This is a genomic window from Emcibacter sp. (genome assembly GCF_963675455.1).
In the GTDB taxonomy this organism is placed as follows: Bacteria; Pseudomonadota; Alphaproteobacteria; order Sphingomonadales; family Emcibacteraceae; genus Emcibacter.
The window spans coordinates 2,847,004-2,869,232 of record NZ_OY776217.1 but is presented as its reverse complement, the minus strand read 5'-3'; the positions used below and the strand labels follow the sequence as shown (position 1 = coordinate 2,869,232).

Here is a 22,229-nt window from a genome sequence, read left to right as displayed (position 1 = left end):
ATGTCTAAACTGGCATTGTTGGGTGGAAAGCCCGTCAGAAGTGAATATTTTCCTGCGCACAATTATATTGGCGAAGCGGAAAAGAAAAAGGTCATGGAAGTTCTGGATACAGGCGTTCTATCCAAGTTCCTGGGGGTCTGGCACAAGGATTTTTTCGGGGGACCGGAAGTTCAGGCCTTTGAACAACAGTGGGCCAGGGACTACCAGGCGAAACATGCCATTTCCGTCAACAGCTGCACAAGTGGCCTTTATGCCGCTGTCGGCGCTGCGGGAGTAGGGCCGGGTGATGAGGTGATCGTCTCCCCTTATACCATGGCGGCCTCTGTGACGGCGGCTGTGGCTTTTAATGCGGTGCCAGTTTTTGCGGATATTGACCCAAAAAGTTATTGTATTTCGCCGGAAACCATACGTCAGGTTCTGACCCCCCGGACTAAGGCCATCATAGTCGTACACATCTTTGGCCAGCCGGCAGAAATGGATGGCATTATGTCGATCGCCCGCGAACATGATCTTGTGGTGATCGAGGATTGCGCCCAGGCCCCTTGCGCTACATATAAGGGACGCCCAGTCGGAACCTTGGGTCATATGGGTGTTTTCTCTCTCAACTATCACAAACATATTCATTCCGGGGAAGGTGGTGTCATCACCACCAATGACGAAAGTTTTTGTGACAAGCTGCAGCTGATCCGGAACCATGCTGAGGCCGTCCTTCAGGGACGCGAAGTGAACAGTCTGGTTAATATGGTGGGCTTTAACTTCCGGCTTGGCGAAATCGAAGCAGCCATAGCATCCGTGCAAAATGAAAAGAGCGTGGATCTAGTGGCAAAGCGACGCCGGAATGTGGCCTATCTTTCGGAAAAATTAGAGGGGCTCCCAGGCCTGCGTTTGCCGGAAGTTCCTGATTATATTGAACATTCTTATTACATGCATGTAATGCGTTATATGGAAGCCGAAACCGGTGTAAGTCGGGATACTTTTGTGAAAGCCGTGCGGGCGGAACTTCCGGAAATGAAACTGAGGGAGGGGGAAGGGGCTCTGATCGGGCAAGGCTATGTGAAACCTATTTACCTTTACCCCATGTTCCGCGAGCAGGTCGCCTATGGTTCCGTTCAGTGCCCCTTCAAATGCCCCCATTATAAAGGGGAACAGAACTATCAGGCTGGAATGTGTCCGAATGTGGAAGATGCCCATGCTACGGTCATAACACACGAACTTATGCGCCCTTCCCTGAGTGAAAAGGATCTTGACGATGTGGCTGCTGCATTTCGGAAAGTGACAGAGAATCTTGAGGAGTTAAAGGCTGTTGACAGGAAGTGATCCCCTGAAAATACTTTTTTTCAGCCGAGACCCAGGTGGTACTAACCAGCTTGTTGCAGTCCGGGACAGACTTCTGTTCGGGCAAAAATCCCGAAGGGAGTTTCTTGTTCCAATTGTTCCAGACACGGCGTTTTTCAGTATTGAAATTCTGGCTAAGGAGTATGCTATAGATGTCTGGAGACGTTTGGGCGTAGGCTGCAGGGACTGGGCAGATGTTTCCCCTAGGCTATTTCTTGAAGAGGTTTCGCCAGACCTGATACTTACAGCGACAAGCCATGTGGATGATCATTCGGTACAGGAGCTATGGGCCTGTGCCCGGGAGATGGGAATTCCCAGTGCAGCTTTTCTGGATTCTGCAGATCATCTCAGTGACCGGTTTGTAACATCGTCCGGCCAACAAATGTTTCCGGATCATATATTTGTATTTGATGAGGGTTCTGTTTCAGAACTCACCGGGTTCGGGGTTGCCTCTTCCAAAGTGCATATTTCCGGGAATCTTTATGCTGACTACCTTTCCGGTCACAATGACCCAAAGGCAGTCCGCGCAATCAAGTCAACCTGGGGTTGTCAGGAAGGAGAAACGGTCATTTTATTCGCTTCGGACTATATTTCCGAGATTGGCCTGGCAGGTTTTGAGGATAAAATTACCGAATTTGAATGTCTGGACTACCTGATAAACAGGTTGGCGAACCAAAAAATGTTTGAAGGTCTTTCAGGACCGTTTCGCCTTGTTATTCGATTGCATCCGAAAGATACACCCGGGAAATATGACGACTACCCGGCCAAATCAGGACCGGGTCTCAAAATTCTTGTCAGCAGTGAAGGCCTTTCCCAAGATGCCGTCTGCGGCGCTGACCTTGTAGCAGGTATGCGATCAGCTTTGTTGAGGGAAGCAGAGGTTTTCGGTATACCGGCCTTACAGCTTATTCCTCTTGTCTTGAATAAAGATCCTCAAAAAAGCGCCTGACGACTTCAGTCCGGTTTTCCGTACTCTTCATGGCATACAGCTTATCAATGGACCCCATGCAAATATTGCCGCCTCGTTTCTTTTGCAGGGCATAAAAACGCTCGGAAGTGATGGCATAAGTCACAGTATCATATGGTTTGCCATCACGAACCCCATAGTGTTGGTGATAGCCTTCGATCTGGTAACCGATCAGTTCCAGGCTGTTCATCCAACGCCACAAAGACGTATTCTGGCCGGCCTGGATTCGTTGCAGGTTCAGTCTATCAAAGCCATGTTTGCTCATCAGGGCGACCGCTTCCAGGGCGGCACCCCTCACATCGCGTTCACCGAAAACAATGCTCAGGCTGGCGCTTCTGAGTATCTGGTTTATGTCTTTCAGGCAAACAATGCCAATATGCCGGCCACTTTTTTTTTCAATGGCGACAAGCAACAGAGAGGAAGGATTGTCAATTTCCGTCTGCACATATTTTGCTTGCTGGTTTTTGTTGACCGGAAATACGCCATGAATTAGATGTCTGGTTATCTCCTGATCATTGAACCAGTTGTGCCAGTGCCCGTCCAATACGTCTTTCTGGATGTCCGGTTGACGAAGACAAACAATTTCTCCCTGCAAAAAAATATCTTCTTCCTGTGGTGTATCAGTCATTGTTCATGAATCCGATTTTGTGCAGTTTATTGTTTAACATTTTGTCTTTAAAGAATTTTTCTAGCTCAATGTAGAATATCATATTTGGTGAGAGAAGAGAAATAGCTTCCTCGCCGGTGTGTGTTTGAACATTCAGGGTTTCCAGCAAATAAAAAGACCAGCATAAAATGCCGGTCTTTTTTTGCCAGAATATCTATAGGCACTGTTAGCCGCCAAACAGGCTCAGGATAGATTGTGGGGCTTGGTTGGCAATAGAGAGGGCCTGAACACCAAGCTGCTGTTTCACCTGCAATGACTGCAGGTTCGCACTTTCCTTAGCCATGTCCGCATCAACAAGATTTCCGATGCCGACCTGGATGGTATCGGCAATTTTGTCCGAGAATACACGCTGGGCTTCCAGGGACTTTCCGCCTGCACCAAGGGTGGTCAGAACAGAGTTCACATTATCCAGGGATGTTTCAACTGTACTCACCATGGCGGCAGCCGTTGTCTGTGTCAGAATTGAATCTGCTGCGGTGAAGGTTATATTTGATCCACCAAGGGTCAGATTCTGATGAGATATGGTAATCGTTTGTGTGGCGTCTGGATTGGTAATCGCGACGATAACATCTGTACCACTATCAAGAATGTTGGTGCCGTTGAATTCGGCATTATTGATAATGGTGGTGATCTGGTTCCGGAGGGCTTCAAAATCTTCGGCCAGGGCGTCACGGCTGGTCTGGTCGAGGCCGGCATCTGCCGCAGCAACTGCTTTCTCCTTCATCTCGATGAGGAGATCGGAAATGGATCCCGCAGCCGCCAGGGCGATGTCCACTGTACTGATGGAGCGGTCAAGGCTCTGTTTTACGGCATTATACCCTTTGAGGTCCGCGCGCAGGCCCTGGGCAATGGAAAAGATCGCCGCGTTATCTTTGGCGGAGGAAATCTTGAGGCCGGTATTAATTCTTGTCTGAACTGTTTCCAGGTCAGTAGTGGTCTTGTTCAGGTTCAGCAGCGCCGATAGGGCACTTGCATTTGTATTCACTGAAAAGGACATCGTTGCTCTCCTTATTCTACAAATATTCTGGCTGTATTCGTCTCGATAAAACTTGTTACCGGATTTAATATTGCAATAATCATGCCAGCTTTTTATCGTGACTTAACATATTGAAATAAAAGGAGAAAAAATGAAATTTCATTAGGAGGAACGAAGGCTGGGTAATTTATTCCCTGATGGGCGGAAAAGCTTGCACTATGGTTGAAATTCGTGACAGGGAAGAGGCTTTTTTTGCCTAGTAATTTCTTTTCCGCAACACGACAATTGAGGGTTTGGCGGAGGCAAAAAAAAAGGGCCGAAGCCCCGTTGGAAGACCCAAAGTAAGAGAACTGTTATATGGTTTTATTTAATGTCAATGTGGTTGGTGTTTTGTTGCCCTTTGGCGTCTGAAATTTGGCATTGGCGCCATAAGAACGGCTTTGCGAAGTTTGTATGGCCACTTCTTCGCCAATCGCCTTAATCATTTTTTCTGATACGGTTTTCAGAGCAAAAAGCATGGATTTGTGCTGTTTCAACACATCCCGGAAAATTTCGTTTTCCTTCTTGAACCGTCTGATAATTTCACCGGTTCCCGCAGCTTTGAAGCCGCCTTGTTTGTCCAAGGCTGTCAGGCCTTCGTTGTAAGTGACAAGGAGCCTGTTTTTTTCTTCATTCAGGTTCTGGATTTCTGCCGGGCGTTTTTCCTTGAGGAGTGTCATTTCCTTACGGATGACATTTGTCAGTTCCCTGGTTGTTTCTACAAGGGAGGAAATAATGCTCTGGTTCATTTGTTGCGTGTGAGTCATCGTTCTTCCAATCGGACTATTACTGTCCTGCTTCCTGGGTTTTAAGAATCTCGCGGTACACGGCATCGGACAGGCCAATCCCGCCATTCCGGGAAATGCTGTTTGCGATCTGTTCGTTCAGGAGACCTTTGTACATTTCCTCGGCGTGACCGCCACCAAAGGGGCCATCTGTATCCAGGCCGACCGACATGTTCTTCAGAATATCGGCGAGGAAAACGGCCTCGAATTCCTCTGCTGTGGCCCGGGCAGCCTTTTGAGCGGCCGTTTTCGGCGCTTCAACGGGCTGCCGTATTGTGGTTTTTGAGGGAAGGGTAAAGATATTCGGTTCCATTACATCACCTCGATCTCGGCATGTAACGCGCCTGAAACTTTGAGAGCCTGCAGGATGGCGATCATATCCCGTGGTCCTATTCCAAGTGCATTCAGTCCATCAACAAGGTCCTGAAGGTTGACGCCCGGGTTCAGCAGGGCAAGTTTGCTGCTGTCGCCTGTGTCAACTTCGACCTCGGTTCTGGGAACAACCTGGGTCTGTCCGCCTTGGGCAAAGGGAGAGGGCTGAGAGACCTGTGGAGTTTCTGAGACACGAATGGTCAGGTTGCCCTGGGCAATGGCCACTTCACTGACGCGGACTTCATGACCGATGACGATAATGCCCGATTTTTCGTCAATGACGACGCGGGCTTTCTGGTCTGGAGTGACATATAGCTGCTCGATATCGGTCATCAGGGAAACAATATCCTTCTGATAGCCGAGAGGCTTCTGCACCTGAATGGTTGCCGGATCAAGTGGATTGGCGGCATTCACACCGAGCTCTTCATTAATCACTGCTGCGATACGGCGTGCTGTCGTGAAATCGGGATTGCGAAGAGACAGGTTCAATGAGTTCAGGTTACCCATGCTGTAACTCAGTTCCCGCTCAATGACCGCGCCGTTGGGAATGCGACCGGCAGTGGGCACACCTGTTGTGACGCTTTCGGCATCTCCACCGGCGGAAAATCCGGCAATCTGCAGGGATCCCTGGGCAACGGCATAAACTTCGCCATCGGCACCCATTAGTGGGGTAACAATCAATGTGCCGCCTCTCAGGTCATCGGCGTCGCCGAGTGAACTGATGGACACATCGATGCGTGAACCTGTACGGGCAAAGGGGGGCAGGCTTGCCGTCACCATAACAGCGGCGGTATTTTCCGTTTTCATGTTGGCAGCGCGGGTGTTAACACCGAGCCTTTCAAGCATGGACATCAGGCTCTGCTGGGTAAACGGCGCATTTCTGAGGGAATCCCCGGTTCCGTTGAGGCCGACAACCAAACCATATCCAACAAGCTGGTTTTCCCGTACGCCTTCGACTGAAACAAGGTCCTTAATTCTGGAAGAGGGGTGTGCCGGAATGGAAGCCAGCAGGATCAGTACAACTGACATGAGGCCCGAAAGCCATTTAAGCTTTCTGGTTATTCCTGATGTCCTGGTTGGACAGGATAGGTGGCATTTGTGTCCTGTTTTCATCTCTTACCCGGTGCATATATTTTTGTTCCTCCAGTACTTCGCAATATTCGTGCCAGATTGGCTCTGAAAAGAAACTTTTTTAAGTCACTGAAAGTAAAGGATTAAAAATAAAACTTCTGAGGGGCCTGTATTGCAGGCACTATGAAAGAGAAAAATGTTCCGGGTGATGGGTAAGCCTTGCCGGGCAATAATATGTTATCTTCTTCTTTCGCCAAAACCTGCCATCTGATATGCATAAGGACGTAAATGAACAAATGAGGTGTTCTCATGGAGATCAAAGGTCCTGGAAAAATATCCACTCCGGGCGTTTCGCCGAAAAAGCAGAAAAAAGGCGTTGATAAGGGCGCCTTCAGCGAGGCACTGAGTACAGATGAGACGACATCAGGTGCCGGGATCAGCGGAACAACACCCCTGACGGCCGTGAATTCCCTGCTGTCTTTGCAGGAGGCTGATACAGCGACTGATGGCAGGTCCAAGGGGCTCATGAGGGCGGAAGATCTGGTGGCACATCTTGAAGCCATTCAGAATGGATTGCTGCTCGGATATATTCCGACACAGAAACTTCAGGAAATTTCCAGAGTTGTGGAGAAGCAACGGGATCAGTTCGATGACGAAAACCTGAACGAGATCCTTGATGACATTGAACTGAGGGTCAAGGTGGAACTGGCAAAGCTGGGGAAATAATCTCTTGGCGGGCGGCATAAAAAATGGTTCTTTGGTAATACTGCTGTAACCTGAATTCTATACATCAACCTACAATTATATAAAATCGCTCAAAAGCCGCTTGAAAAGTGGCATCTAGTTGAGTAGGTTGTGGACGATTTGAAAGTAGATCAAGATCAGAGGTGATCAATGAGCGTAGAGTTGCCGGAAGGTTACGTCCCTTCTCCAGACGAAGAATTCATGAATCCTTCACAGGTCGAATACTTCCGCCGGAAACTGATAAATTGGAAAGAGGATATTCTCAGGGATTCCAGGGAGACCCTTACCCATTTGCAGGAAGATAGTCTCAAGGAACCGGATATTGCGGACCGGGCGTCATCAGAAACCGACTGGTCTGTGGAACTCAGAACCCGCGATCGCCAGCGCAAGCTAATTGCCAAAATCGATGCTGCACTTAATCGCATCGAGCAGGGTGAATATGGATATTGTGAAGTGACGGGAGAACCAATCAGCCTGCAGCGGCTTGATGCCAGACCGATCGCAACCATGACACTTGAAGCCCAGGAGATGCACGAGAAATATGAAAAGGTGCATCGGGACGATTGATTGTATCAGAATTGTTTGATGTAAAAGGGCCGTTCCATTCTGGAACGGCCCTTTTTTTGGGGATCATGCTGCAAGAGAAATGCAGCTGATACAAATATTCATTGTTCTAGAAGGGGAATAGAATGTCGAACAGTTGACTGCCGTAACGGGCTTGCTGGACATCCGTGATCTGTCCGCGGCCCCCATAGGAAATTCTGGCTTCGGCAATCTGCGTATGTTCGATAGTATTGGTTGAACTGATGTCCTCGGGCCGGATGGCGCCCATGACGGTCAGTTCGCGCACCTCGTAGTTCACGCGGACTTCCTGCCGGCCCTGGATGATGAAGTTTCCGTTTGGCAGGATCTGGGTGACGACGGCGGCAACTGTCAGACTGATTTCTTCCTTGCGGTCGACCGATCCAGCTCCCGAATTGGAAGTCGTGCTCCCCATATCGATCAGATTTGTCGGGCTCACTTCAGTGGGAAGTATCTTGTCCAGATGAGATTCAAGACCGAGGAATTTCGACAGATCGGCGGAGTCTGAATTTGATCTGGTTCGAGTGGTTTTATTATCGATAGTCGCTTCATCGTTAATTGTAATGTTCACTGTCAGAATATCGCCGACACTGTTGGCCCGCTGATCCTTGAAGAACATTTTGTTTCCTGTTCTCCAGAGAGAATTGGAATTGTGATTGCCGGCGGTCATCGCAGGTTGATGGCTATAAGCAACGGCCTGTTTTTCCGGGATGCGGTTTTGCGGAACAACGGCATCACCTTCAATAGGGGCCAGGTCGGGCGCCTTTCCAATATTGGAAATCCGGTCCACTGCGCTGCAGGCAGATACTGAAAGGGCGCATCCGATAAAGAGCAATTTCCTGAATATATTCATTTTGGACTATCCTTTCCTAGTTTGCAGCCAGGCTCATGCCGGCGGAAATTACCTGCACTTCACCAGGGCCCGTCACCAGGGCTTCCATAGTTTTTAGAGAGTTTGCATTCATCACCCGGATGACATCGCCAGTACCACCGTTTTCCATAGCCTTGCCAATGACTGTCAGTGTCATTTTCGACGTTTCATAGGTGATATTGACCAATTTTCCTCGATGAATAATCTCGGGTCTCTTCAGATCGGAGAGCCGAACCGGTGTATCTGATTTCATCGGGCGCCGGACGGTCATGCCGAGAAGCTGGTCCTGACTGCGGGTAATGTTTTTTCCGACACCATACAGAGGAACGGGAATCCATTTGATATTCTGTTCCTCGATAATTGTGCCCGGAATAATGGATTTTCTCAGTGCCGGAATATAGGCAACTTCTGTAAGTTTTCCGCTGATCGCAGTTGACTGGCGATTTCCCGCACCAACCGGGTAGTTTATGGTTGCTGTGAACTTTCCGCTTTTCCGATCCAGGTCGAATTTGGCGATTTCCAGATCCTCTGCGCCGGATTGCAGTGGAACGATAATATTCTGGTTCGCTCCATAAAGGCTTATGTGGCGTTCCCTGCCGTCACTTATATATTGGCTGGATTCTTCACTCAGCAATGCAATGAGCTCTTCCCTGTCGATTTGTTGGCCGGCACGGTAAACCGCAACCTGTTTAACGGCGCGGCTGTTACGCCAGTAAACACCGTGTTGTCGGGTTAACTGAGCCAGGTAAGAAGCGGAAATATAGGCCTTTTTACCTGGGGCAGGGGCGTCCATCACCCACAGGTCGTGCATGTCATCAAGATTCTCGAACAGATCTCCCAAAGTGACAATTTCGCTTTCCACCCGGGCTTCTCTTTTCAGATCAGCAATACCGGCTATGGTAAGTTGTCCGCCGGATAGCCAGAACAGGAAGCATATAACGATGGCAATGACATATTTTATTTTCAGCATGCTAAGTCCTTTACCGCAGGTTGGAAGTGACACTCATCATTTCGTCAGCGGTACTGATCACTTTTGAATTCATTTCATAGGCCCGTTGCGCCGTAATCAGCGATGTAATTTCGGCCACTGAGTTCACGTTGGCTGTTTCCAGAAAGCCCTGGACGATGGAGCCATATCCGTCAGTGCTGGGGCTGCCGACGGTCTGGGCGCCTGAGGCCGGTGTTTCAAGGAACAGGTTCTGCCCGACAGCTTCAAGGCCGGCCGGGTTGGGGAAGGTGACCAACTCAAACTGACCGACAATCTGTGGATTGACCTGTCCGTCCAGCTTGACTGATACTTCGCCCTGTTCGTTAATGGAAATGTCAGTTGCCTCCTGGGGGATGGTGATGCCGGGCGCCACTGTGTACCCTTCAGGTGAAACCAACTCGCCGGTCGGGCTGAGCTGGAATGAACCTGCCCGGGTAAATGCATCCTCGCCGGTTGGCAGGATAATCCGGAAGTAACCGGAACCGTTAATGGCCAGATCCAGGGGGGTATTGGTATTGACCAGTTCACCCTGTTCAGTGATCCGGTAAACGCCGCCGGCCTTCACGCCGACACCAATCTGAATACCGCTTGGAATAATGGTGCCGGTGTCGGAAGAGGCGGCACCGACACGCTCGATATTCTGATACAGCAGATCCTGAAATTCGGCGCGCTGCCGTTTAAACCCGGTCGTATTCATGTTGGCAATGTTGTTGGAAATAACTTCCACATTTAACTGCTGGGCCAACATGCCAGTCGCTGCAATACTGAGTGCTTTCATATTTCTATCCTAACATTCTGCCGTTTCTAACCCAGTCGGGTGAGACGGTTAATGGCCTGGTTCTGGGCGTTCTGGGTGTCATCCATCAATTTGGCCATGGAAGTATAGGCCCGACTGACTTCAATCATTTTTGTCACTTCAACGATTGGTTCAACATTTGAACTTTCAGCCACGCCCTGAATAATCTTGTAGTTTTCGGCTACAATAGGCTGTTGTTGAGTATCAAAGAGATTGTCCCCGATCTTGTTCAACTGGGAGGTATCGGCAAAGGTTACGACACCGAGCTTTCCAAGGGTTCCATTTTCCTTTGACCAGATGTTGCCGTCGCTGGCAATTTCGACGCCGCTGAAATTGGACGGTGTTGGAAACTGGATCGGATTGTCATCGGCATCAAGAATGGGTTGTCCGGTGGAGACAATCAGGGTGCCGTCCTCAGCAAGTGCCAGATGGCCGTTCCGGGTATAACCTATTTCACCGTTGTCACGCCTGACCTTGAAAAGACCATCTCCACTCAGGGAAATATCAAAGGGATTGCCCGTTGTAATATAATTCCCGTCTGTCATTTTGCGGGAAATGCCATAGTCCTGCACGAAGGCGACTTGTCTTAGTGACTTGGGCATGTCGCCGTCAATTTCATCAACATATTCCTTGAACATGACTGATTCCCGCTTGAAAGCAGTTGTGTTCATATTCGCAATATTGTTGGCAATAATGTCCAGCTGTCGCCGCATGGCGACCTGATGCGAAAGTGCTACGTAAATATTTGTATCCATCTTTGTGGTCCTTCTGGCCAGTCAAATGATCCCGGTAAAAGTTATGCATTTCCCGTGCCAAACTCTCATGTTCAACAAAAACAAAGGGTTACATGTTTTATTTTGTTGATTTTAGTCGAAAGAGGTAGGGATTGCCGGGCAATCTTTTCCCTGATCTGCAGGAAAATGCCGGCGAGTTCCGTATTTCATTTGAACACAGAGCCTGATATGTTAACCATAAATCACAGCTTGGCCGGGTGATGATGTACATTCCTAACGAGTTATTAACTAACAGGTTCTAATTTTAGCTGTTGAACTTGTGCAAACTGGCAGAAGCTATTGGGATAATATGGATTTATGAGCGAAGAAAACGGTAGCGAAAACCTGGAGGATCTGGCTGACGGCCTCGAGAAAAAGAAATTCAGCGGCAAGAAGCTGGTAGTATTTGTTATTCTGCCCCTTTTGCTTCTGCTGATAGGAGGTGGCGTGGCCTTTATATTCGTCGGGGGAGACGAGGTTGAAGTTGCGGAAGGAGAACACGGCGCTGAACAGGCCGAGCTCCATGAGGAGAACCCGGATGAACCAACTGAACTGTTGTTTCTGGATCTTGAACCTTTACTCGTAAACCTGAGTACTGTGGGTGGCAAGCCGAGCTATCTTAAACTTACCATTGCACTTGAAGTGGACAAGCAAAGTTCACTGGAAGATCTGCAGCAGAAACTGCCGCGGGTCATTGATAATTTTCAGATATACCTTCGGGAACTCCGGGTTGAGGACCTTAACGGTTCGGCGGGCATGTTCCGGCTCAAGGAAGAACTTCTGATCCGGGTGAATGAGGCAGTATACCCAACACGGGTTCACGATGTATTGTTCAAAGAGATTCTGATTAATGGATAACCTGAATGTCAGATGAAGAAGAAATTGATGATGATGCCGTAGCCGCGGAATGGGAAGCGATGGCGGCTGCCGAAGACGGTGGCGGCGGCGAAGGTGAAGACGGTGAAGACGATATGGCTTCAGCCATGGGCACTGACCGTGTTCTTGACCAGAATGAAATCGACAGTCTTCTCGGTTTTGACGGTGATGAAGGCGGTGAAGGCACCAAGTCGGGTATTCAGGCGCTGATCAACAGCGGCCTTGTGGCCTATGAACGCCTGCCCATGCTTGATATCATTTTCGATCGGTATGTTCGGATGATGTCGACATCGTTGCGAAACTTTACGTCCGACAACTTTGAGGTTTCCATCGACAATATGACGTCGATCAGGTTTGGCGATTATCTGAACAGCATCCCCCTTCCGGCCATGCTTGCCGTATTCAAAGCCAAGGAATGGGACAACTACGGCCTGATCACGATCGACAGTAACCTGATTTATTCTGTCGTGGATGCGCTGCTTGGCGGTCGCCGGGGTACAGCGCCGATGCGTATCGAGGGTCGCCCCTATACCACGATTGAGCATACCCTGGTGGAACAGATGCTGCGGGTTATGCTGCAGGATTTATGTTCTGCCTTTGAGCCGCTGAGCCCGGTTAAATTTGTCCTCGATCGGCTGGAAACCAATCCCCGCTTTGCAAGTATTGCGCAACCCAGTAACGCGGCGCTTCTGATCAAGATGCGTGCCGATATGGAAGACCGGGGCGGACGTATGGAGCTTGTCCTGCCCTACGCCACGGTTGAGCCGGTTCGTGAACTTCTCCTGCAGCGTTATATGGGGGAAAAATTCGGTCGCGACTCTATCTGGGAAACCCATCTGGCTACAGAGCTTATGATGACGGATGTCTCGCTTGAAGCGGTCCTGGATGAACAGCAGATGACGCTTGGAGAGGTGCTTGGTCTTGAGGTTGGTCAGACGTTGATGTTGAATGCGGTGCCCGACGGCGATATCGAGATCAAATGTTCCGGTATTCCCATGATGAGGGGCAAGATCGGCCGGATGGGGCGCTATGTCGCCGTCAAGATTGACCAGATTCATCGCAAGCTGCAGGAGGCTGACAGATGAGTATGGAATTTATTCTTGACGGTGTTGTGATGATATTTCTGGCCGTATTGATTGGCTACTGCATTGTTTTGAATAACAGGTTAAAGAAATTCCGCGGCGCCCAGAACGAAATGGCGCAGCTTGTCGCACAGTTGAGTGAAGCGACAGACCGGGCGCAGAATAGCATTTCCATGCTGAAGAATTCGATAGGGGATGAAGAAGCGAGACTGGCGGAACTGTTGACCAGGTCGCGGAAAATGGCCGACGAACTGTCCGTTATTACCGATGTGGGCGCGAATCTGGCAGACCGGCTTGAAAAAGGTCTTTTGCCGGAAAGCGACCCGACAGGTGCCGATGATCTCGTCGATGAAGAGCAACCTGAAGAGGCTGAGGAAGAACTTCTGGAAAATTTAAGGAATGTCCGTTGATCGCCACGCGACTGACAATGACAGCAAGAGATAGGAATGAACGATGAGTAAAATCAGATTTTTACCGGTATTAATCCTGGTGATGATTCTGTTTTTTGGCGTCAAGGCCTATGACTTTGCCATTGGTGTGGAAAAGGCCTTTGCCCTGAATGACCAGGAACCTGTCGCTGAAATGGAGAACCCTACAGCACGTGATCTGTCAGATATCGTTTCAGGGTCAGGTGACCAGCATGACGAAGAACCCGCCGGCACGGACGAAAATGCCTCATCCGAAGAAAGCATTGATGAGGATGACGACGCCTATGTTGCAGGCTGGAGCCGATCCGAGGTCCAGCTGTTGCAGGAGCTTTCCGAACGTCGCGAAATCCTTGAGCAAAGGGCCGGCGAGATGGACATGCGGGAGAAACTTCTGGAGGCGACGGAAAACAGGATTGACCAGAAAATTGCCTCACTGAAGAAAATCGAGGCCCAGATACAGGAATTGCTGAAGATTCATGATGAACGTGAACAGGCTCAGCTGGAAAGCCTTGTTAAAACCTACACAGCCATGAAACCCAAGGATGCCGCAAGAATTTTTGACAGCCTGGATATGGATATTCTGATCAATATCATTGAGAAAATGAACGAAAAGAAAGTGGCGCCAATATTGGCAAACATGTCTTCCCAGACCGCCAAAGAATTAACCGTCGAGCTTGCCACCCGTAAGCAGCTTCCCGATATTGAGGGATAACAATAGCTTATGAGAATTATTGGTCCAGGGTTAACCCGCCATTAACAACTCTTTATTATGCTTGCCCGTAATATTAAATCTTGAAATTTCAGCTATAATTCAAGGAAAAAGTTATGGGTTCGAATATCGTTGCGCTTGAGGACAGGATTGTCCATATCCGAGAAAAATTCGGTAATCAGGTCCCGGTGGATGATGTGTCCATGATCGTTGGTGAGGTCATGGGAACGATTGATGGTGATCTGGCTCTGGTGGAAATTCATTTTCAGGATGAATTACGTGAACTTCTGCAGTTCATTGACAAGGCCAAGAGCGATATTAGTCAGATCAGGCCAAAAGACCTCAGTGAAAACAAAATTCCAGAAGCATCAGATCAGCTCGATGCAGTCGTCAGCGCGACAGAAGAGGCAGCGTCCAATATCATGGATGCGGCCGAAGAGCTTGGTGACCTTGCGGCGACAGCCGAAGGAGAGATGGCGGAAAAACTGGAGGCCATTTCAACGAAGATTTTCGAGGCTTCCAGCTTCCAGGACATTACCGGTCAACGGGTTACCAAGGTGGTCAATACATTGAAGCACCTTGAAGAGAAACTTTCGGAACTGGCTAAAGCAATCGGCGATAATGAAGTATCCGTGGATGAAGAGATCAACAAAGCGCCTGAGGAAATGAATGCCCAGGAGCTTCTGCACGGACCTCAGTTTGAGCACGAAGCAAATGATCAGGATTCCATTGACGCACTGCTGGCCAGCTTTGATTGATTGTGGCGCGATTTTTGTTTAGGCTAGCGGAAGTTATGGTTAACGGACCGAATAACATAGCCTGAACAATAGGTTGGCAGTCAAAATATGGAAATGAATAGTTATAACCTGAGTGATCCCGAGGAAAACGGGGAAAAAAAGCCGGCATCAGACCAGACGACAGGAGTTTTCGTATCCCTGTATCTGATTGTGCTGGCTTTCTTTATGGTTATGAATTCCATTTCCAACCAGGAAGAGAATCGGGTTGCCGCCGCCACCGAAAGCGTGACCCGGGCCTTCAAGAATCCTTTTGAGCCTGATGCAGACTTCATTGATGTCACCTCCAGCGCAGATTCCGTGACACCCAACGACGAGTTCTATGATCAGATTCAGGGCGTTTTCGCCTCTCTGGTCGGGTTTGATGGAAAATTTCCGAGCAAGGGCGGGCATATTATTTCTGTAAAATTTGCTGCCAATGACCTGTTCGAACGAGGAACGGCACAGTTCCGGCAGGATCAGCAGGAGTTTCTCAATCAACTGTCCTCCTTCCTCAAGGGCGGGCGCAAAAGTGAGAAAAGGGAAATAGAATTTCTCGTCAGTACCGGAAAGGCACTGCCTGAAGGACCGCAATACTGGAAGGATGTGAATATTCTCAGGGCAGGCGCCATTGTCGCGAAGCTGGAAGATATGGGGATTTCCGGAAACCAGATATCGATTGGTGTTGCAAGAAATGACGATGCCCTGATCACCGTTACATTCTACAACCGTGAGAGAATTAGTTCACGACAGAGTCTGTCCGGTTTTAAGGATATGCCGACCCGGGAGCGGGAAGAACAGGAAGGGGGTGAGCAATGAGCGAACCTGCCCTGAAGCAAAGCCGCAAAACGGTGGCCGACAGCTGGATGATTATTTTCGCCGATCTCCTGGCGCTGCTTCTGACGTTTTTTGTGCTTATGTTTTCCATGAATTCCGTGCAGGTGTCCAAATGGAAGGCTGTTGTGGAAGCGCTCAGCGAACAGCTCAATCCGGAACGTGCCAAGGTGGATGATACTGACTGGGAAAAGGTTGAAACGGCGCTTGTTTATAAAGAGCCTGCGCTCAGTCTTGTTTATCTCAAAGGTATTTTTGAGGACAAGCTTCAGTATGATCCAATTCTGCAGAGGAGCAGCATCACTGTCCTTGACGACCGGCTGGCGATTTCCCTGCCGGCCGATATGATTTTCGAGCAGGGCAGTTCGGAACTGGGCAAGGATGCCTATCAGGCCCTGATAGAACTTGGAGACGCCTTGCGGGATATTTCCAACAAGATCGTGGTTGTGGGGCATACGGACCTGGAGCCGACCAGCGGCGCCAGATATCCGAGTAACTGGGAGCTTTCCCTTGTCAGAGCCCTTACGGTATCGAAAATGATTGAAAAGTCCGGTTATGCGAACCCGATTGAAGCCTATGGCAACGGTTCATCCAGATTTAAGGAGATGGATGAGGCCATAGATCTGGATAATCGTTTTGTCCTGGCGCGTCGCGTGGATGTAATGATTTACAAAGAAGAAAAGAAATAGAGATAACAAGGCAGATGTACAGCGGCGAAAAGAAATATGGAATTTTTGGTCAGCGCCTGACGGCGCTGCGGAGTTTTTGCATCCTGTCGCTCCTCGTTTTGGGACTATGCCAGTCTGTCTACGGCCAGGACCGGGTATTGGTCAGAAATGGTGACCATCCCTCATTCAGTCGGGTGGTCTTTGACTGGGAGGATACGACAGAATATTCCACAGCAATTGTTGGAAACAAGCTTCGCATCACATTTGATAAACAGGCTGAGCCGGACTTTGGTCTATTGCCAGCCGAGCCGGCCAGGTTTTTCGAGAATCCGACCTACAGCATCGAAGACGGCAAGCTGCTTGTTACGATGGATCTGCGGGAACCCGGAAGGCTCAGGCACTTTCTGTCCGGGACCAAAGTTGTTATCGATGTTCTGGAAGTGGCGCCTCAGGCGCAGGAGGAAATACACCAGGAGGAAGTAAACAGGACAGAAAGAACCGCCGACATGGTTCACCAGGGAACTGAAGAGACCGTCCTGGACCTGAAACCGGACAGCGAAGTGATGGCGACCGCCAAGGCAAATGCGGATTTTGCCCTGCGCGTTTCCGGCACGCAAGACCTGCCTGTTCTGACCTTTCCCTGGGACAGGGAGGTTAAGGCTGCTGTCTTTATTCGCCACAGTGTCCTGTGGGTGGTGTTTGAAGGAAAGGCTGTTATCGATCAGTCGGCACTCTCTGGCTGGACTGATGGCACCATAAGCAACTTTCGCAAAATTCCTCATGAAAAAGCGACGATTTTTCTGTACGAAGTGGCGCCGGGATATTTTGTCAAGGCCTCCAAGGAAGACAAAACCTGGACGGTAGCTCTGAAACAGAACTATTCTGTTGCGATGCTTCCCATCGATGTCGGACAGCAAAGAGGCAGTGGCAACGGCGAAAACTTCTTCTTTTCGTTCGAAGGGGTAGGGGCCTTGTTTACTGTCGAGGATCCAATTGTCGGGGACCGGTTGTTTATTGTTCCTGCCAAGGAATCTTCTCAGGGGGTTATCAAACGACGTGAATATCCGGAGTTCCGGGTGCTTGAGACGGCGCAGGGTGTGGCAGTGGAGCTTTATTCTGATCAACTGGATATCGCGCGCTATAGAAATGGCGTTGGTATCTCTTCGGAAGAGGGGCTTTCCATGTCGCGAAGCCGGTTGTCCAGCCAGTTTGTAATGGAAAAAGACGATCAGGCTGGTGGCGATCAGACTGCCGAAGATGTCAGGCTGATCAACCTCAGCAAATGGCGCGCAGGGCCAGACCGGCATGCCGATTTCAACAAAAACCGTCGCGAGTTGCTCTACACACTTTCCCAGGTAACGGATGATGAAAGAAACCAGGCCCGCTGGGATCTTGCCCGTTTTTATGTAGGGAATGGATTTGCGGCCGACGCGTACGGCATTCTGGAATTGATGCGGGAGCAGGAACCCGAACTGATGGAAAGTCCCGAATATCGAGCTGTTCTTGGTGTAACAAATATTTTGTTGAGGCGTAATGATAAGGCTGTTCGGCTCCTGACTCACAAGGGACTGGCGACAGAACTTGATGCGTATCTCTGGCGTTCGGTCGCCAACGAGGCCCTCGGGAACGATGACAAGGTTTTGGCTGACTATAAAAAAGGCTCCGATATTCTTTCCCTTCATGAGCCGAAGGACCGGGCGCGATTTTTATTGTCGGCTATCCGCGCATCATACCGCAAGGGTGATCTGGAGTTCATGAGCGACCAGATGAAAATTCTGCGTAAATATCCTCTGTCCGTTGAGCAAATGACAGAACTGGATTACTGGCAGGCTAAAATTACAGAATCAGCAGGGAACCTTGAAAAAGCCGAGGGAGAGTATGACAAGGTTATCAAGGCAGGGGTCCGTAAAACCAGCGCATGGGCGAAGCTGGCTTTGGTCAATTCAGAACTGGAAAGCAAAAAAATTGAACCTGCGGAAGGCATTGATCGGCTGGAAAAACTGAGATTTTCCTGGCGCGGTGATGACTTTGAACTTGAATTGCTTTCCCGTCTGGGCGAACTATATGTGCAACAGAATGAATATCGTACCGGTCTGGAAACTCTGCGGCAGGCAGCGACTTACTTCAGGAATAACAATAAAACCCGGGAATTGACGAAAACAATGTCCTCTATCTACCGGGAACTGTTCCTGGATGGGGGAGCCGAGCGGCTGGCCCCGATACGGGCTGTGGCGCTTTACAATGACTATCGCGAACTGACGCCACTGGGATCGGATGGCGACCTGATGACTCGCCGTCTGGCAGATCGTCTGGTTTCGGTGGACCTTCTTGACAAGGCCGCTGAAATTCTCGACCATCAGATCAAGCACCGGCTGAAAGGAATCGCCCAGGCGGACGTGGCAAGCCGGCTTGCGATGATTTATATTCTGGACAACAAGCCTAACGAGGCTCTGAAAATTCTCCGTTATACCCGGCAGGCCCAGACACCGGAAGACATTGAGCGCCGTCGCCGTCTGATTGAGGTCCGCGCCCTGATTGAACTCGGCAGTTATGAAGAAGCCGAAGTCATGTTATCTGCCTATCAGGGACCGGAAGTGGAGCAGCTTAAGTCGGATATCTACTGGAAATCGGAAAACTGGAACCAGGTCATTTCACACAGCAATCTGCAGCTTGGAGACCGGTGGCAGTCGAACCAGACGCTGACGCTGGAGGAACGTCTGACGGTGCTGAGGCTTGCTGTTGCCCTGTCCCTGGCCGAAGATGGTAATGGCTTGACCCGGGTGCGCGAACGGTACATGGATCACATGCGCAATGGCAAATATGCTGATGCTTTTGAGGTTATCACAGCCCAGCAGCAGAAGACAGGGGATGATATCAGGCGTTTGACACAGAGTATTGCCAGTGTGGACCGTCTGGAGACCTTCATGGATGCCTATCGCGATGAGTTCGCCAGCAATACAAACTAGGCAGAAAACCCTAGCCGCCAGGTATGCCTGTATTGAAACTTTGAATCAGGCTGCCGGCAATCAGGTGCCAGCCATCCACCAGGACAAAAAATATTAACTTGAAGGGCAGGGAGATCATGACCGGCGGCAGCATCATCATACCCATGGACATCAGGATGGACGCGACAATCAGGTCAATCACGATAAACGGCACAAATATCAGAAAGCCGATTTCAAAAGCCCGCCGCAGTTCGCTGATCATAAATGCCGGAACCAGGATCTGAAGCGGGGTCGCAGAAGTATCCGACGGTTGTTCAGTATTGGATAAATCAAGGAAAAGCAGCAGGTCTTTTTCCCTCACATGGCGCATCATGAAGGTGTGAAATGGCTTAATGGTCAGGTCAAAGGCCTCGGCTTCGGTAATTTGTTGCTCAATCAGGGGACTAAGCCCCTGTTCATAGGCATCCTTGATGGTTGGAGCCATGATAAATCCGGTAAGGAACAGGGCAAGACTGATCAGGACAACATTTGGCGGGCTCTGCTGGGTGCCCATGGCGCTACGGAGCAGGGAAAAGACAATGATGATCCTGGTAAAGGACGTTACAACCACCAGGATTGCAGGCGCCAGACTGAGAACAGTCATCAACAGAATCAGCTGTATGACCCGGCCGGAAAGGCTGCCTTCCTCACCAAGGTTCAGGTTGAATTCCTGCGCCTCGGCCGGCATTGAAAAAAATAAAACAGCAAACAGGCCGATGCAGAATATGACAGCCGAAGTTCTTTTGTAATTGTGGATTGCGGTCATGCCCCTGTTTGTTCCCTGGTCTGTTTGTCTGCGTCCGGTGCAGGAATATTCTGTTCTATAACAAGATCGCGTTCCGTGCCAAGCATAAGAAGATGTTCTGTCTTGTCTCGCCGGACCAGGATCAGTTTTCGTTTTGTATCAATGGGAAGAATTTCCACGACATTTAGCCGCCTGCTGCCGGCTTTGGGGGAGTTAATGGTCACTCGTGCAGACAACCCCATGCGTTTGGCGAGGTAGGCCAGACCGAAAAGCAGGGCAATCACAAAAAGCAGGGCAATCAGATATTGGACATAACTTATAATATCCATCAGATAGTGTCCCTTCCGTCGTCCGGCCTTGGCCTGGTATATGTTTCCTTGTCCAGGGTAACCTGTTCCTGATAGAGATATCCGAGGATTTCCGTCACGGTTTGCAGCGCTTCCATCGGAATAAGGTCGCCTTCGCTAAATACGCCAAGGAGGGTCACCAGATCTTCGTCCTGTCTGACTTTTACGCCGCTGGCGAAAGCAAGATCCAGAATTTTTTCAGCATTGGCGCCTTTTCCGGTGGCTGTTATTCTGGGGATATTGTGCCTTTCGCCTTCCTGGCTCAGGGCGACCGCCGTTTGACGTTGCTTTTCTGGGGACTGGTCCGTTGTCATGAGAAGACAAATTCCGATTCTGGTTTTTTGATCTTGTATTTTCATGGATAATAAGCACAGGTTACAAAAAATAACAGCCCTTATTGTTAACCATGAAACAGGTTGCGGTCAGTTACTCCAGTTCTGGTTTTTTGGATATTAGCTTATTGTCCGGGCAGGAGATTAACAGATTGTTAATTTTATCTCTCCACAATAGCCTCGTAGTGTTGTATCGTTAAACATTGATTGTATTTTATCTGTAAGGTGAATGGCCGGAAACGGTGCATTGAACAAGGTAAATTAAATGGACCTGAATAAGATTGCCATATTCAGTTCGATCAGCAAGAAGATGTCGTGGCTGAACGAACGACAAAAGGTCCTGGCACAGAATATTGCCAATGCCAATACACCGGGGTTTATCCCCAAGGATCTGAAGAAAGTCAGCTTCAAGGCTCATGTGGACCGCTATTCAACCAACGGCACTCTGCAATTGCAGACTGACGAAAGTGATCATTTGTCCGCGGGTGGCTCCAATGGCACATTGTTTGAAATCAAGGAAATCGAGGCCGGTTTTACCTCAACAAGTCCGGATGGAAATGCGGTAAATCTGGAAGACGAGCTGGTTAAAATGACAGAAACCCAGATGGACTATACAATGGCCGTCAACCTGTATAAGAAACAGGTCGGGTTGCTTAAAACCGCGCTTGGCAAAAAAAGCTGACTTAGGAGACTAATATGGATCTTTCCAAATCCATGATGATATCCGCCGCCGGGATGAAGGCGCAAACCGTTCGTATGAGGGTGATCTCGGAGAACCTGGCCAACGCTAATTCCGTGGCCAATGCACCCGGGGAAGATCCTTATCGCCGCAAGGTCATCACTTTTGTCAACGAGCTCAACCGTGAACTCGGCGTTCAGGAAGTCAAGGTCAATGACGTCAAGTTTGATCAGTCTGACTTTGGTCTTGAATTTGAACCCGGTCACCCGGCAGCCGATGAAAACGGATACATCAGGACACCGAATGTGAATTCACTGGTGGAAGCCATTGATATGAAACAGGCGCAGCGCTCCTATGATGCCAATCTGAATGCCATCGATGTTTCCAAAAATATGATCATGAGAACTATTGATCTTCTCAGATAGATTTAAGGTCAGGGAGTCTCCAAAATGAACATTAAAGCAATGGACGCCGCAAATGCCTATGCAAATACCCTGAAAAGTCAGGGAGTTGGGGGGCTGGGCGGAAAAGTGGAGAAGATATCGCCGGTCGGTTCTGTGGAAACCGAGGGTGCAGGATCCTTTTCCTCCATTTTAAAGGAAAGTCTCGGCAGCACGGCGGAAGCTGTTGGCAGGAGCGAAACGACCGGCATTCAGGCGCTGAATAAACAGGCGGATCTTGTCGATGTCGTCACCAGTGTTCAGAATGCCGAGATGGTCCTGGAAACAGTTGTAGCGGTCCGCGATAAGGTCATTTCCGCTTATCAGGATATTATCCGCATGCCGATCTAGCGATCCGGCCAAACG

27 protein-coding genes are annotated in these 22,229 nt (G+C 49.5%); 15 read left to right on the top strand and 12 right to left on the bottom strand.

All coding sequences use genetic code 11. The annotated features are described in order from the left end of the window. Both ACORNT_RS13300 and ACORNT_RS13295 read left to right on the top strand, forming a co-directional pair. Positions 1–1,317: a DegT/DnrJ/EryC1/StrS family aminotransferase gene (locus tag ACORNT_RS13300; RefSeq protein ID WP_321391720.1), complete on the top strand. Its 1,317-nt coding sequence runs from the start codon at positions 1–3 to the stop codon at positions 1,315–1,317. Further along, entirely contained in the window at positions 1,304–2,284 is a 981-nt protein-coding gene (locus tag ACORNT_RS13295; RefSeq protein ID WP_321391717.1) for a hypothetical protein, read from the top strand. The genes ACORNT_RS13300 and ACORNT_RS13295 overlap by 14 nt, the downstream gene beginning before the upstream one ends. Here ACORNT_RS13295 and ACORNT_RS13290 read toward each other — a convergent pair. From ACORNT_RS13290 to ACORNT_RS13270, 5 genes are all read right to left on the bottom strand, one after another. Beyond that, a complete protein-coding gene (locus tag ACORNT_RS13290; RefSeq protein WP_321391714.1) occupies positions 2,241–2,930 on the bottom strand; it encodes a GNAT family protein in 690 nt (229 codons plus the stop codon). The two genes, ACORNT_RS13295 and ACORNT_RS13290, sit on opposite strands and share 44 nt — an antisense overlap. Before the next feature lie 205 nt (positions 2,931–3,135). Next, complete coding sequence (locus ACORNT_RS13285; protein WP_321391711.1) at positions 3,136–3,966, bottom strand: flagellin; 831 nt, start codon at positions 3,964–3,966, stop codon at positions 3,136–3,138. 332 nt (positions 3,967–4,298) lie between these two features. Continuing rightward, positions 4,299–4,838 carry a hypothetical protein gene (locus ACORNT_RS13280; protein ID WP_321391708.1) on the bottom strand — a complete coding sequence of 180 codons (540 nt, stop codon included), beginning with the start codon at positions 4,836–4,838 and terminating at the stop codon, positions 4,299–4,301. Beyond that, the gene (locus tag ACORNT_RS13275) at positions 4,771–5,082 is read right to left on the bottom strand and encodes a rod-binding protein (protein WP_321391705.1); all 312 of its coding nucleotides are present in this window, start codon (positions 5,080–5,082) and stop codon (positions 4,771–4,773) included. Before ACORNT_RS13275 ends, ACORNT_RS13280 begins: the two co-directional genes overlap by 68 nt. Beyond that, positions 5,082–6,170 (bottom strand): flagellar basal body P-ring protein FlgI, encoded by a 1,089-nt coding sequence (locus tag ACORNT_RS13270; RefSeq protein ID WP_321391702.1) that lies wholly within the window; start codon positions 6,168–6,170, stop codon positions 5,082–5,084. The genes ACORNT_RS13275 and ACORNT_RS13270 overlap by 1 nt, the downstream gene beginning before the upstream one ends. A gap of 351 nt (positions 6,171–6,521) precedes the next feature. On the opposite strand from ACORNT_RS13270, the gene ACORNT_RS13265 reads away from it, so the two are divergent. Both ACORNT_RS13265 and dksA read left to right on the top strand, forming a co-directional pair. After that, on the top strand, positions 6,522–6,938 hold the full coding sequence (locus ACORNT_RS13265; protein ID WP_321391699.1) for a flagellar assembly protein FliX: 417 nt from the start codon (positions 6,522–6,524) through the stop codon (positions 6,936–6,938). 168 nt (positions 6,939–7,106) lie between these two features. After that, positions 7,107–7,523, top strand: coding sequence for an RNA polymerase-binding protein DksA (gene dksA / locus ACORNT_RS13260; RefSeq protein ID WP_321391696.1), 417 nt, complete (start codon positions 7,107–7,109; stop codon positions 7,521–7,523). 106 nt (positions 7,524–7,629) lie between these two features. Here dksA and flgH read toward each other — a convergent pair whose 3' ends face one another. Genes flgH through ACORNT_RS13240 form a run of 4 tightly spaced genes read right to left on the bottom strand, consistent with a single transcriptional unit; the run spans position 7,630 to position 10,948 of the window. Continuing rightward, positions 7,630–8,391 carry a flagellar basal body L-ring protein FlgH gene (flgH, locus tag ACORNT_RS13255; RefSeq protein ID WP_321391693.1) on the bottom strand — a complete coding sequence of 254 codons (762 nt, stop codon included), beginning with the start codon at positions 8,389–8,391 and terminating at the stop codon, positions 7,630–7,632. 16 nt (positions 8,392–8,407) lie between these two features. Further along, on the bottom strand, positions 8,408–9,379 hold the full coding sequence (flgA, locus tag ACORNT_RS13250) for a flagellar basal body P-ring formation chaperone FlgA (protein WP_321391691.1): 972 nt from the start codon (positions 9,377–9,379) through the stop codon (positions 8,408–8,410). A 10-nt stretch (positions 9,380–9,389) separates the two neighbouring features. Then, a complete protein-coding gene (flgG, locus tag ACORNT_RS13245) occupies positions 9,390–10,175 on the bottom strand; it encodes a flagellar basal-body rod protein FlgG (RefSeq protein ID WP_321391689.1) in 786 nt (261 codons plus the stop codon). A 26-nt stretch (positions 10,176–10,201) separates the two neighbouring features. Continuing rightward, on the bottom strand, positions 10,202–10,948 hold the full coding sequence (locus ACORNT_RS13240; protein WP_321391688.1) for a flagellar hook basal-body protein: 747 nt from the start codon (positions 10,946–10,948) through the stop codon (positions 10,202–10,204). Between the two features lie 336 nt (positions 10,949–11,284). Here ACORNT_RS13240 and ACORNT_RS13235 point away from each other — a divergent pair, with 336 nt between their 5' ends. From ACORNT_RS13235 to ACORNT_RS13200, 8 genes are all read left to right on the top strand, one after another. Then, a complete protein-coding gene (locus ACORNT_RS13235) occupies positions 11,285–11,824 on the top strand; it encodes a flagellar basal body-associated FliL family protein (RefSeq protein ID WP_321391685.1) in 540 nt (179 codons plus the stop codon). A 5-nt stretch (positions 11,825–11,829) separates the two neighbouring features. After that, complete coding sequence (gene fliM, locus ACORNT_RS13230; protein ID WP_321391682.1) at positions 11,830–12,927, top strand: flagellar motor switch protein FliM; 1,098 nt, start codon at positions 11,830–11,832, stop codon at positions 12,925–12,927. Further along, a complete protein-coding gene (locus ACORNT_RS13225) occupies positions 12,924–13,334 on the top strand; it encodes a DUF6468 domain-containing protein (protein WP_321391679.1) in 411 nt (136 codons plus the stop codon). The genes fliM and ACORNT_RS13225 overlap by 4 nt, the downstream gene beginning before the upstream one ends. A 43-nt stretch (positions 13,335–13,377) precedes the next feature. Continuing rightward, positions 13,378–14,064, top strand: coding sequence for a MotE family protein (locus tag ACORNT_RS13220; protein WP_321391676.1), 687 nt, complete (start codon positions 13,378–13,380; stop codon positions 14,062–14,064). A gap of 113 nt (positions 14,065–14,177) precedes the next feature. After that, entirely contained in the window at positions 14,178–14,819 is a 642-nt protein-coding gene (locus tag ACORNT_RS13215) for a protein phosphatase CheZ (RefSeq protein WP_321391673.1), read from the top strand. A gap of 87 nt (positions 14,820–14,906) precedes the next feature. Further along, positions 14,907–15,653 (top strand): hypothetical protein, encoded by a 747-nt coding sequence (locus tag ACORNT_RS13210; protein ID WP_321391670.1) that lies wholly within the window; start codon positions 14,907–14,909, stop codon positions 15,651–15,653. Then, positions 15,650–16,357 carry an OmpA/MotB family protein gene (locus ACORNT_RS13205; protein WP_321391668.1) on the top strand — a complete coding sequence of 236 codons (708 nt, stop codon included), beginning with the start codon at positions 15,650–15,652 and terminating at the stop codon, positions 16,355–16,357. Before ACORNT_RS13210 ends, ACORNT_RS13205 begins: the two co-directional genes overlap by 4 nt. 14 nt (positions 16,358–16,371) lie before the next feature. Further along, the gene (locus tag ACORNT_RS13200) at positions 16,372–19,302 is read left to right on the top strand and encodes a hypothetical protein (RefSeq protein ID WP_321391665.1); all 2,931 of its coding nucleotides are present in this window, start codon (positions 16,372–16,374) and stop codon (positions 19,300–19,302) included. 10 nt (positions 19,303–19,312) lie between these two features. Here ACORNT_RS13200 and fliP read toward each other — a convergent pair whose 3' ends face one another. From fliP to ACORNT_RS13185, 3 genes are read right to left on the bottom strand one after another with little or no spacing between them, the layout of a single operon-like run. Beyond that, positions 19,313–20,086, bottom strand: coding sequence for a flagellar type III secretion system pore protein FliP (fliP, locus tag ACORNT_RS13195; RefSeq protein WP_321391662.1), 774 nt, complete (start codon positions 20,084–20,086; stop codon positions 19,313–19,315). Beyond that, positions 20,083–20,394, bottom strand: coding sequence for a flagellar biosynthetic protein FliO (locus ACORNT_RS13190; protein ID WP_321391659.1), 312 nt, complete (start codon positions 20,392–20,394; stop codon positions 20,083–20,085). Before ACORNT_RS13190 ends, fliP begins: the two co-directional genes overlap by 4 nt. Continuing rightward, positions 20,394–20,726 carry an EscU/YscU/HrcU family type III secretion system export apparatus switch protein gene (locus ACORNT_RS13185; RefSeq protein ID WP_321391656.1) on the bottom strand — a complete coding sequence of 111 codons (333 nt, stop codon included), beginning with the start codon at positions 20,724–20,726 and terminating at the stop codon, positions 20,394–20,396. Before ACORNT_RS13185 ends, ACORNT_RS13190 begins: the two co-directional genes overlap by 1 nt. 283 nt (positions 20,727–21,009) lie before the next feature. On the opposite strand from ACORNT_RS13185, the gene flgB reads away from it, so the two are divergent. Genes flgB through fliE form a run of 3 tightly spaced genes read left to right on the top strand, consistent with a single transcriptional unit; the run spans position 21,010 to position 22,214 of the window. Beyond that, positions 21,010–21,426 (top strand): flagellar basal body rod protein FlgB, encoded by a 417-nt coding sequence (gene flgB, locus ACORNT_RS13180; RefSeq protein ID WP_321391654.1) that lies wholly within the window; start codon positions 21,010–21,012, stop codon positions 21,424–21,426. 14 nt (positions 21,427–21,440) lie between these two features. Beyond that, a complete protein-coding gene (gene flgC / locus ACORNT_RS13175) occupies positions 21,441–21,848 on the top strand; it encodes a flagellar basal body rod protein FlgC (RefSeq protein ID WP_321391652.1) in 408 nt (135 codons plus the stop codon). A 24-nt stretch (positions 21,849–21,872) separates the two neighbouring features. Beyond that, entirely contained in the window at positions 21,873–22,214 is a 342-nt protein-coding gene (gene fliE, locus ACORNT_RS13170; protein ID WP_321391650.1) for a flagellar hook-basal body complex protein FliE, read from the top strand. The last annotated feature ends 15 nt before the right edge of the window (positions 22,215–22,229 follow it).

Coding starts and splice junctions, on each gene's coding strand:
- ACORNT_RS13300 (WP_321391720.1), top strand. CDS start 1: ATGTCTAAACTGGCATTGTTGGGTGGAAAGCCCGTCAGAAGTGAATAT.
- ACORNT_RS13290 (WP_321391714.1), bottom strand. CDS start 2,930: ATGACTGATACACCACAGGAAGAAGATATTTTTTTGCAGGGAGAAATT.
- ACORNT_RS13285 (WP_321391711.1), bottom strand. CDS start 3,966: ATGTCCTTTTCAGTGAATACAAATGCAAGTGCCCTATCGGCGCTGCTG.
- ACORNT_RS13280 (WP_321391708.1), bottom strand. CDS start 4,838: ATGGCGGGATTGGCCTGTCCGATGCCGTGTACCGCGAGATTCTTAAAA.
- ACORNT_RS13275 (WP_321391705.1), bottom strand. CDS start 5,082: ATGGAACCGAATATCTTTACCCTTCCCTCAAAAACCACAATACGGCAG.
- ACORNT_RS13270 (WP_321391702.1), bottom strand. CDS start 6,170: ATGTCAGTTGTACTGATCCTGCTGGCTTCCATTCCGGCACACCCCTCT.
- ACORNT_RS13265 (WP_321391699.1), top strand. CDS start 6,522: ATGGAGATCAAAGGTCCTGGAAAAATATCCACTCCGGGCGTTTCGCCG.
- dksA (WP_321391696.1), top strand. CDS start 7,107: ATGAGCGTAGAGTTGCCGGAAGGTTACGTCCCTTCTCCAGACGAAGAA.
- flgH (WP_321391693.1), bottom strand. CDS start 8,391: ATGAATATATTCAGGAAATTGCTCTTTATCGGATGCGCCCTTTCAGTA.
- flgA (WP_321391691.1), bottom strand. CDS start 9,379: ATGCTGAAAATAAAATATGTCATTGCCATCGTTATATGCTTCCTGTTC.
- flgG (WP_321391689.1), bottom strand. CDS start 10,175: ATGAAAGCACTCAGTATTGCAGCGACTGGCATGTTGGCCCAGCAGTTA.
- ACORNT_RS13240 (WP_321391688.1), bottom strand. CDS start 10,948: ATGGATACAAATATTTACGTAGCACTTTCGCATCAGGTCGCCATGCGG.
- ACORNT_RS13235 (WP_321391685.1), top strand. CDS start 11,285: ATGAGCGAAGAAAACGGTAGCGAAAACCTGGAGGATCTGGCTGACGGC.
- fliM (WP_321391682.1), top strand. CDS start 11,830: ATGTCAGATGAAGAAGAAATTGATGATGATGCCGTAGCCGCGGAATGG.
- ACORNT_RS13225 (WP_321391679.1), top strand. CDS start 12,924: ATGAGTATGGAATTTATTCTTGACGGTGTTGTGATGATATTTCTGGCC.
- ACORNT_RS13220 (WP_321391676.1), top strand. CDS start 13,378: ATGAGTAAAATCAGATTTTTACCGGTATTAATCCTGGTGATGATTCTG.
- ACORNT_RS13215 (WP_321391673.1), top strand. CDS start 14,178: ATGGGTTCGAATATCGTTGCGCTTGAGGACAGGATTGTCCATATCCGA.
- ACORNT_RS13210 (WP_321391670.1), top strand. CDS start 14,907: ATGGAAATGAATAGTTATAACCTGAGTGATCCCGAGGAAAACGGGGAA.
- ACORNT_RS13205 (WP_321391668.1), top strand. CDS start 15,650: ATGAGCGAACCTGCCCTGAAGCAAAGCCGCAAAACGGTGGCCGACAGC.
- ACORNT_RS13200 (WP_321391665.1), top strand. CDS start 16,372: ATGTACAGCGGCGAAAAGAAATATGGAATTTTTGGTCAGCGCCTGACG.
- fliP (WP_321391662.1), bottom strand. CDS start 20,086: ATGACCGCAATCCACAATTACAAAAGAACTTCGGCTGTCATATTCTGC.
- ACORNT_RS13190 (WP_321391659.1), bottom strand. CDS start 20,394: ATGGATATTATAAGTTATGTCCAATATCTGATTGCCCTGCTTTTTGTG.
- ACORNT_RS13185 (WP_321391656.1), bottom strand. CDS start 20,726: ATGACAACGGACCAGTCCCCAGAAAAGCAACGTCAAACGGCGGTCGCC.
- flgB (WP_321391654.1), top strand. CDS start 21,010: ATGGACCTGAATAAGATTGCCATATTCAGTTCGATCAGCAAGAAGATG.
- flgC (WP_321391652.1), top strand. CDS start 21,441: ATGGATCTTTCCAAATCCATGATGATATCCGCCGCCGGGATGAAGGCG.
- fliE (WP_321391650.1), top strand. CDS start 21,873: ATGAACATTAAAGCAATGGACGCCGCAAATGCCTATGCAAATACCCTG.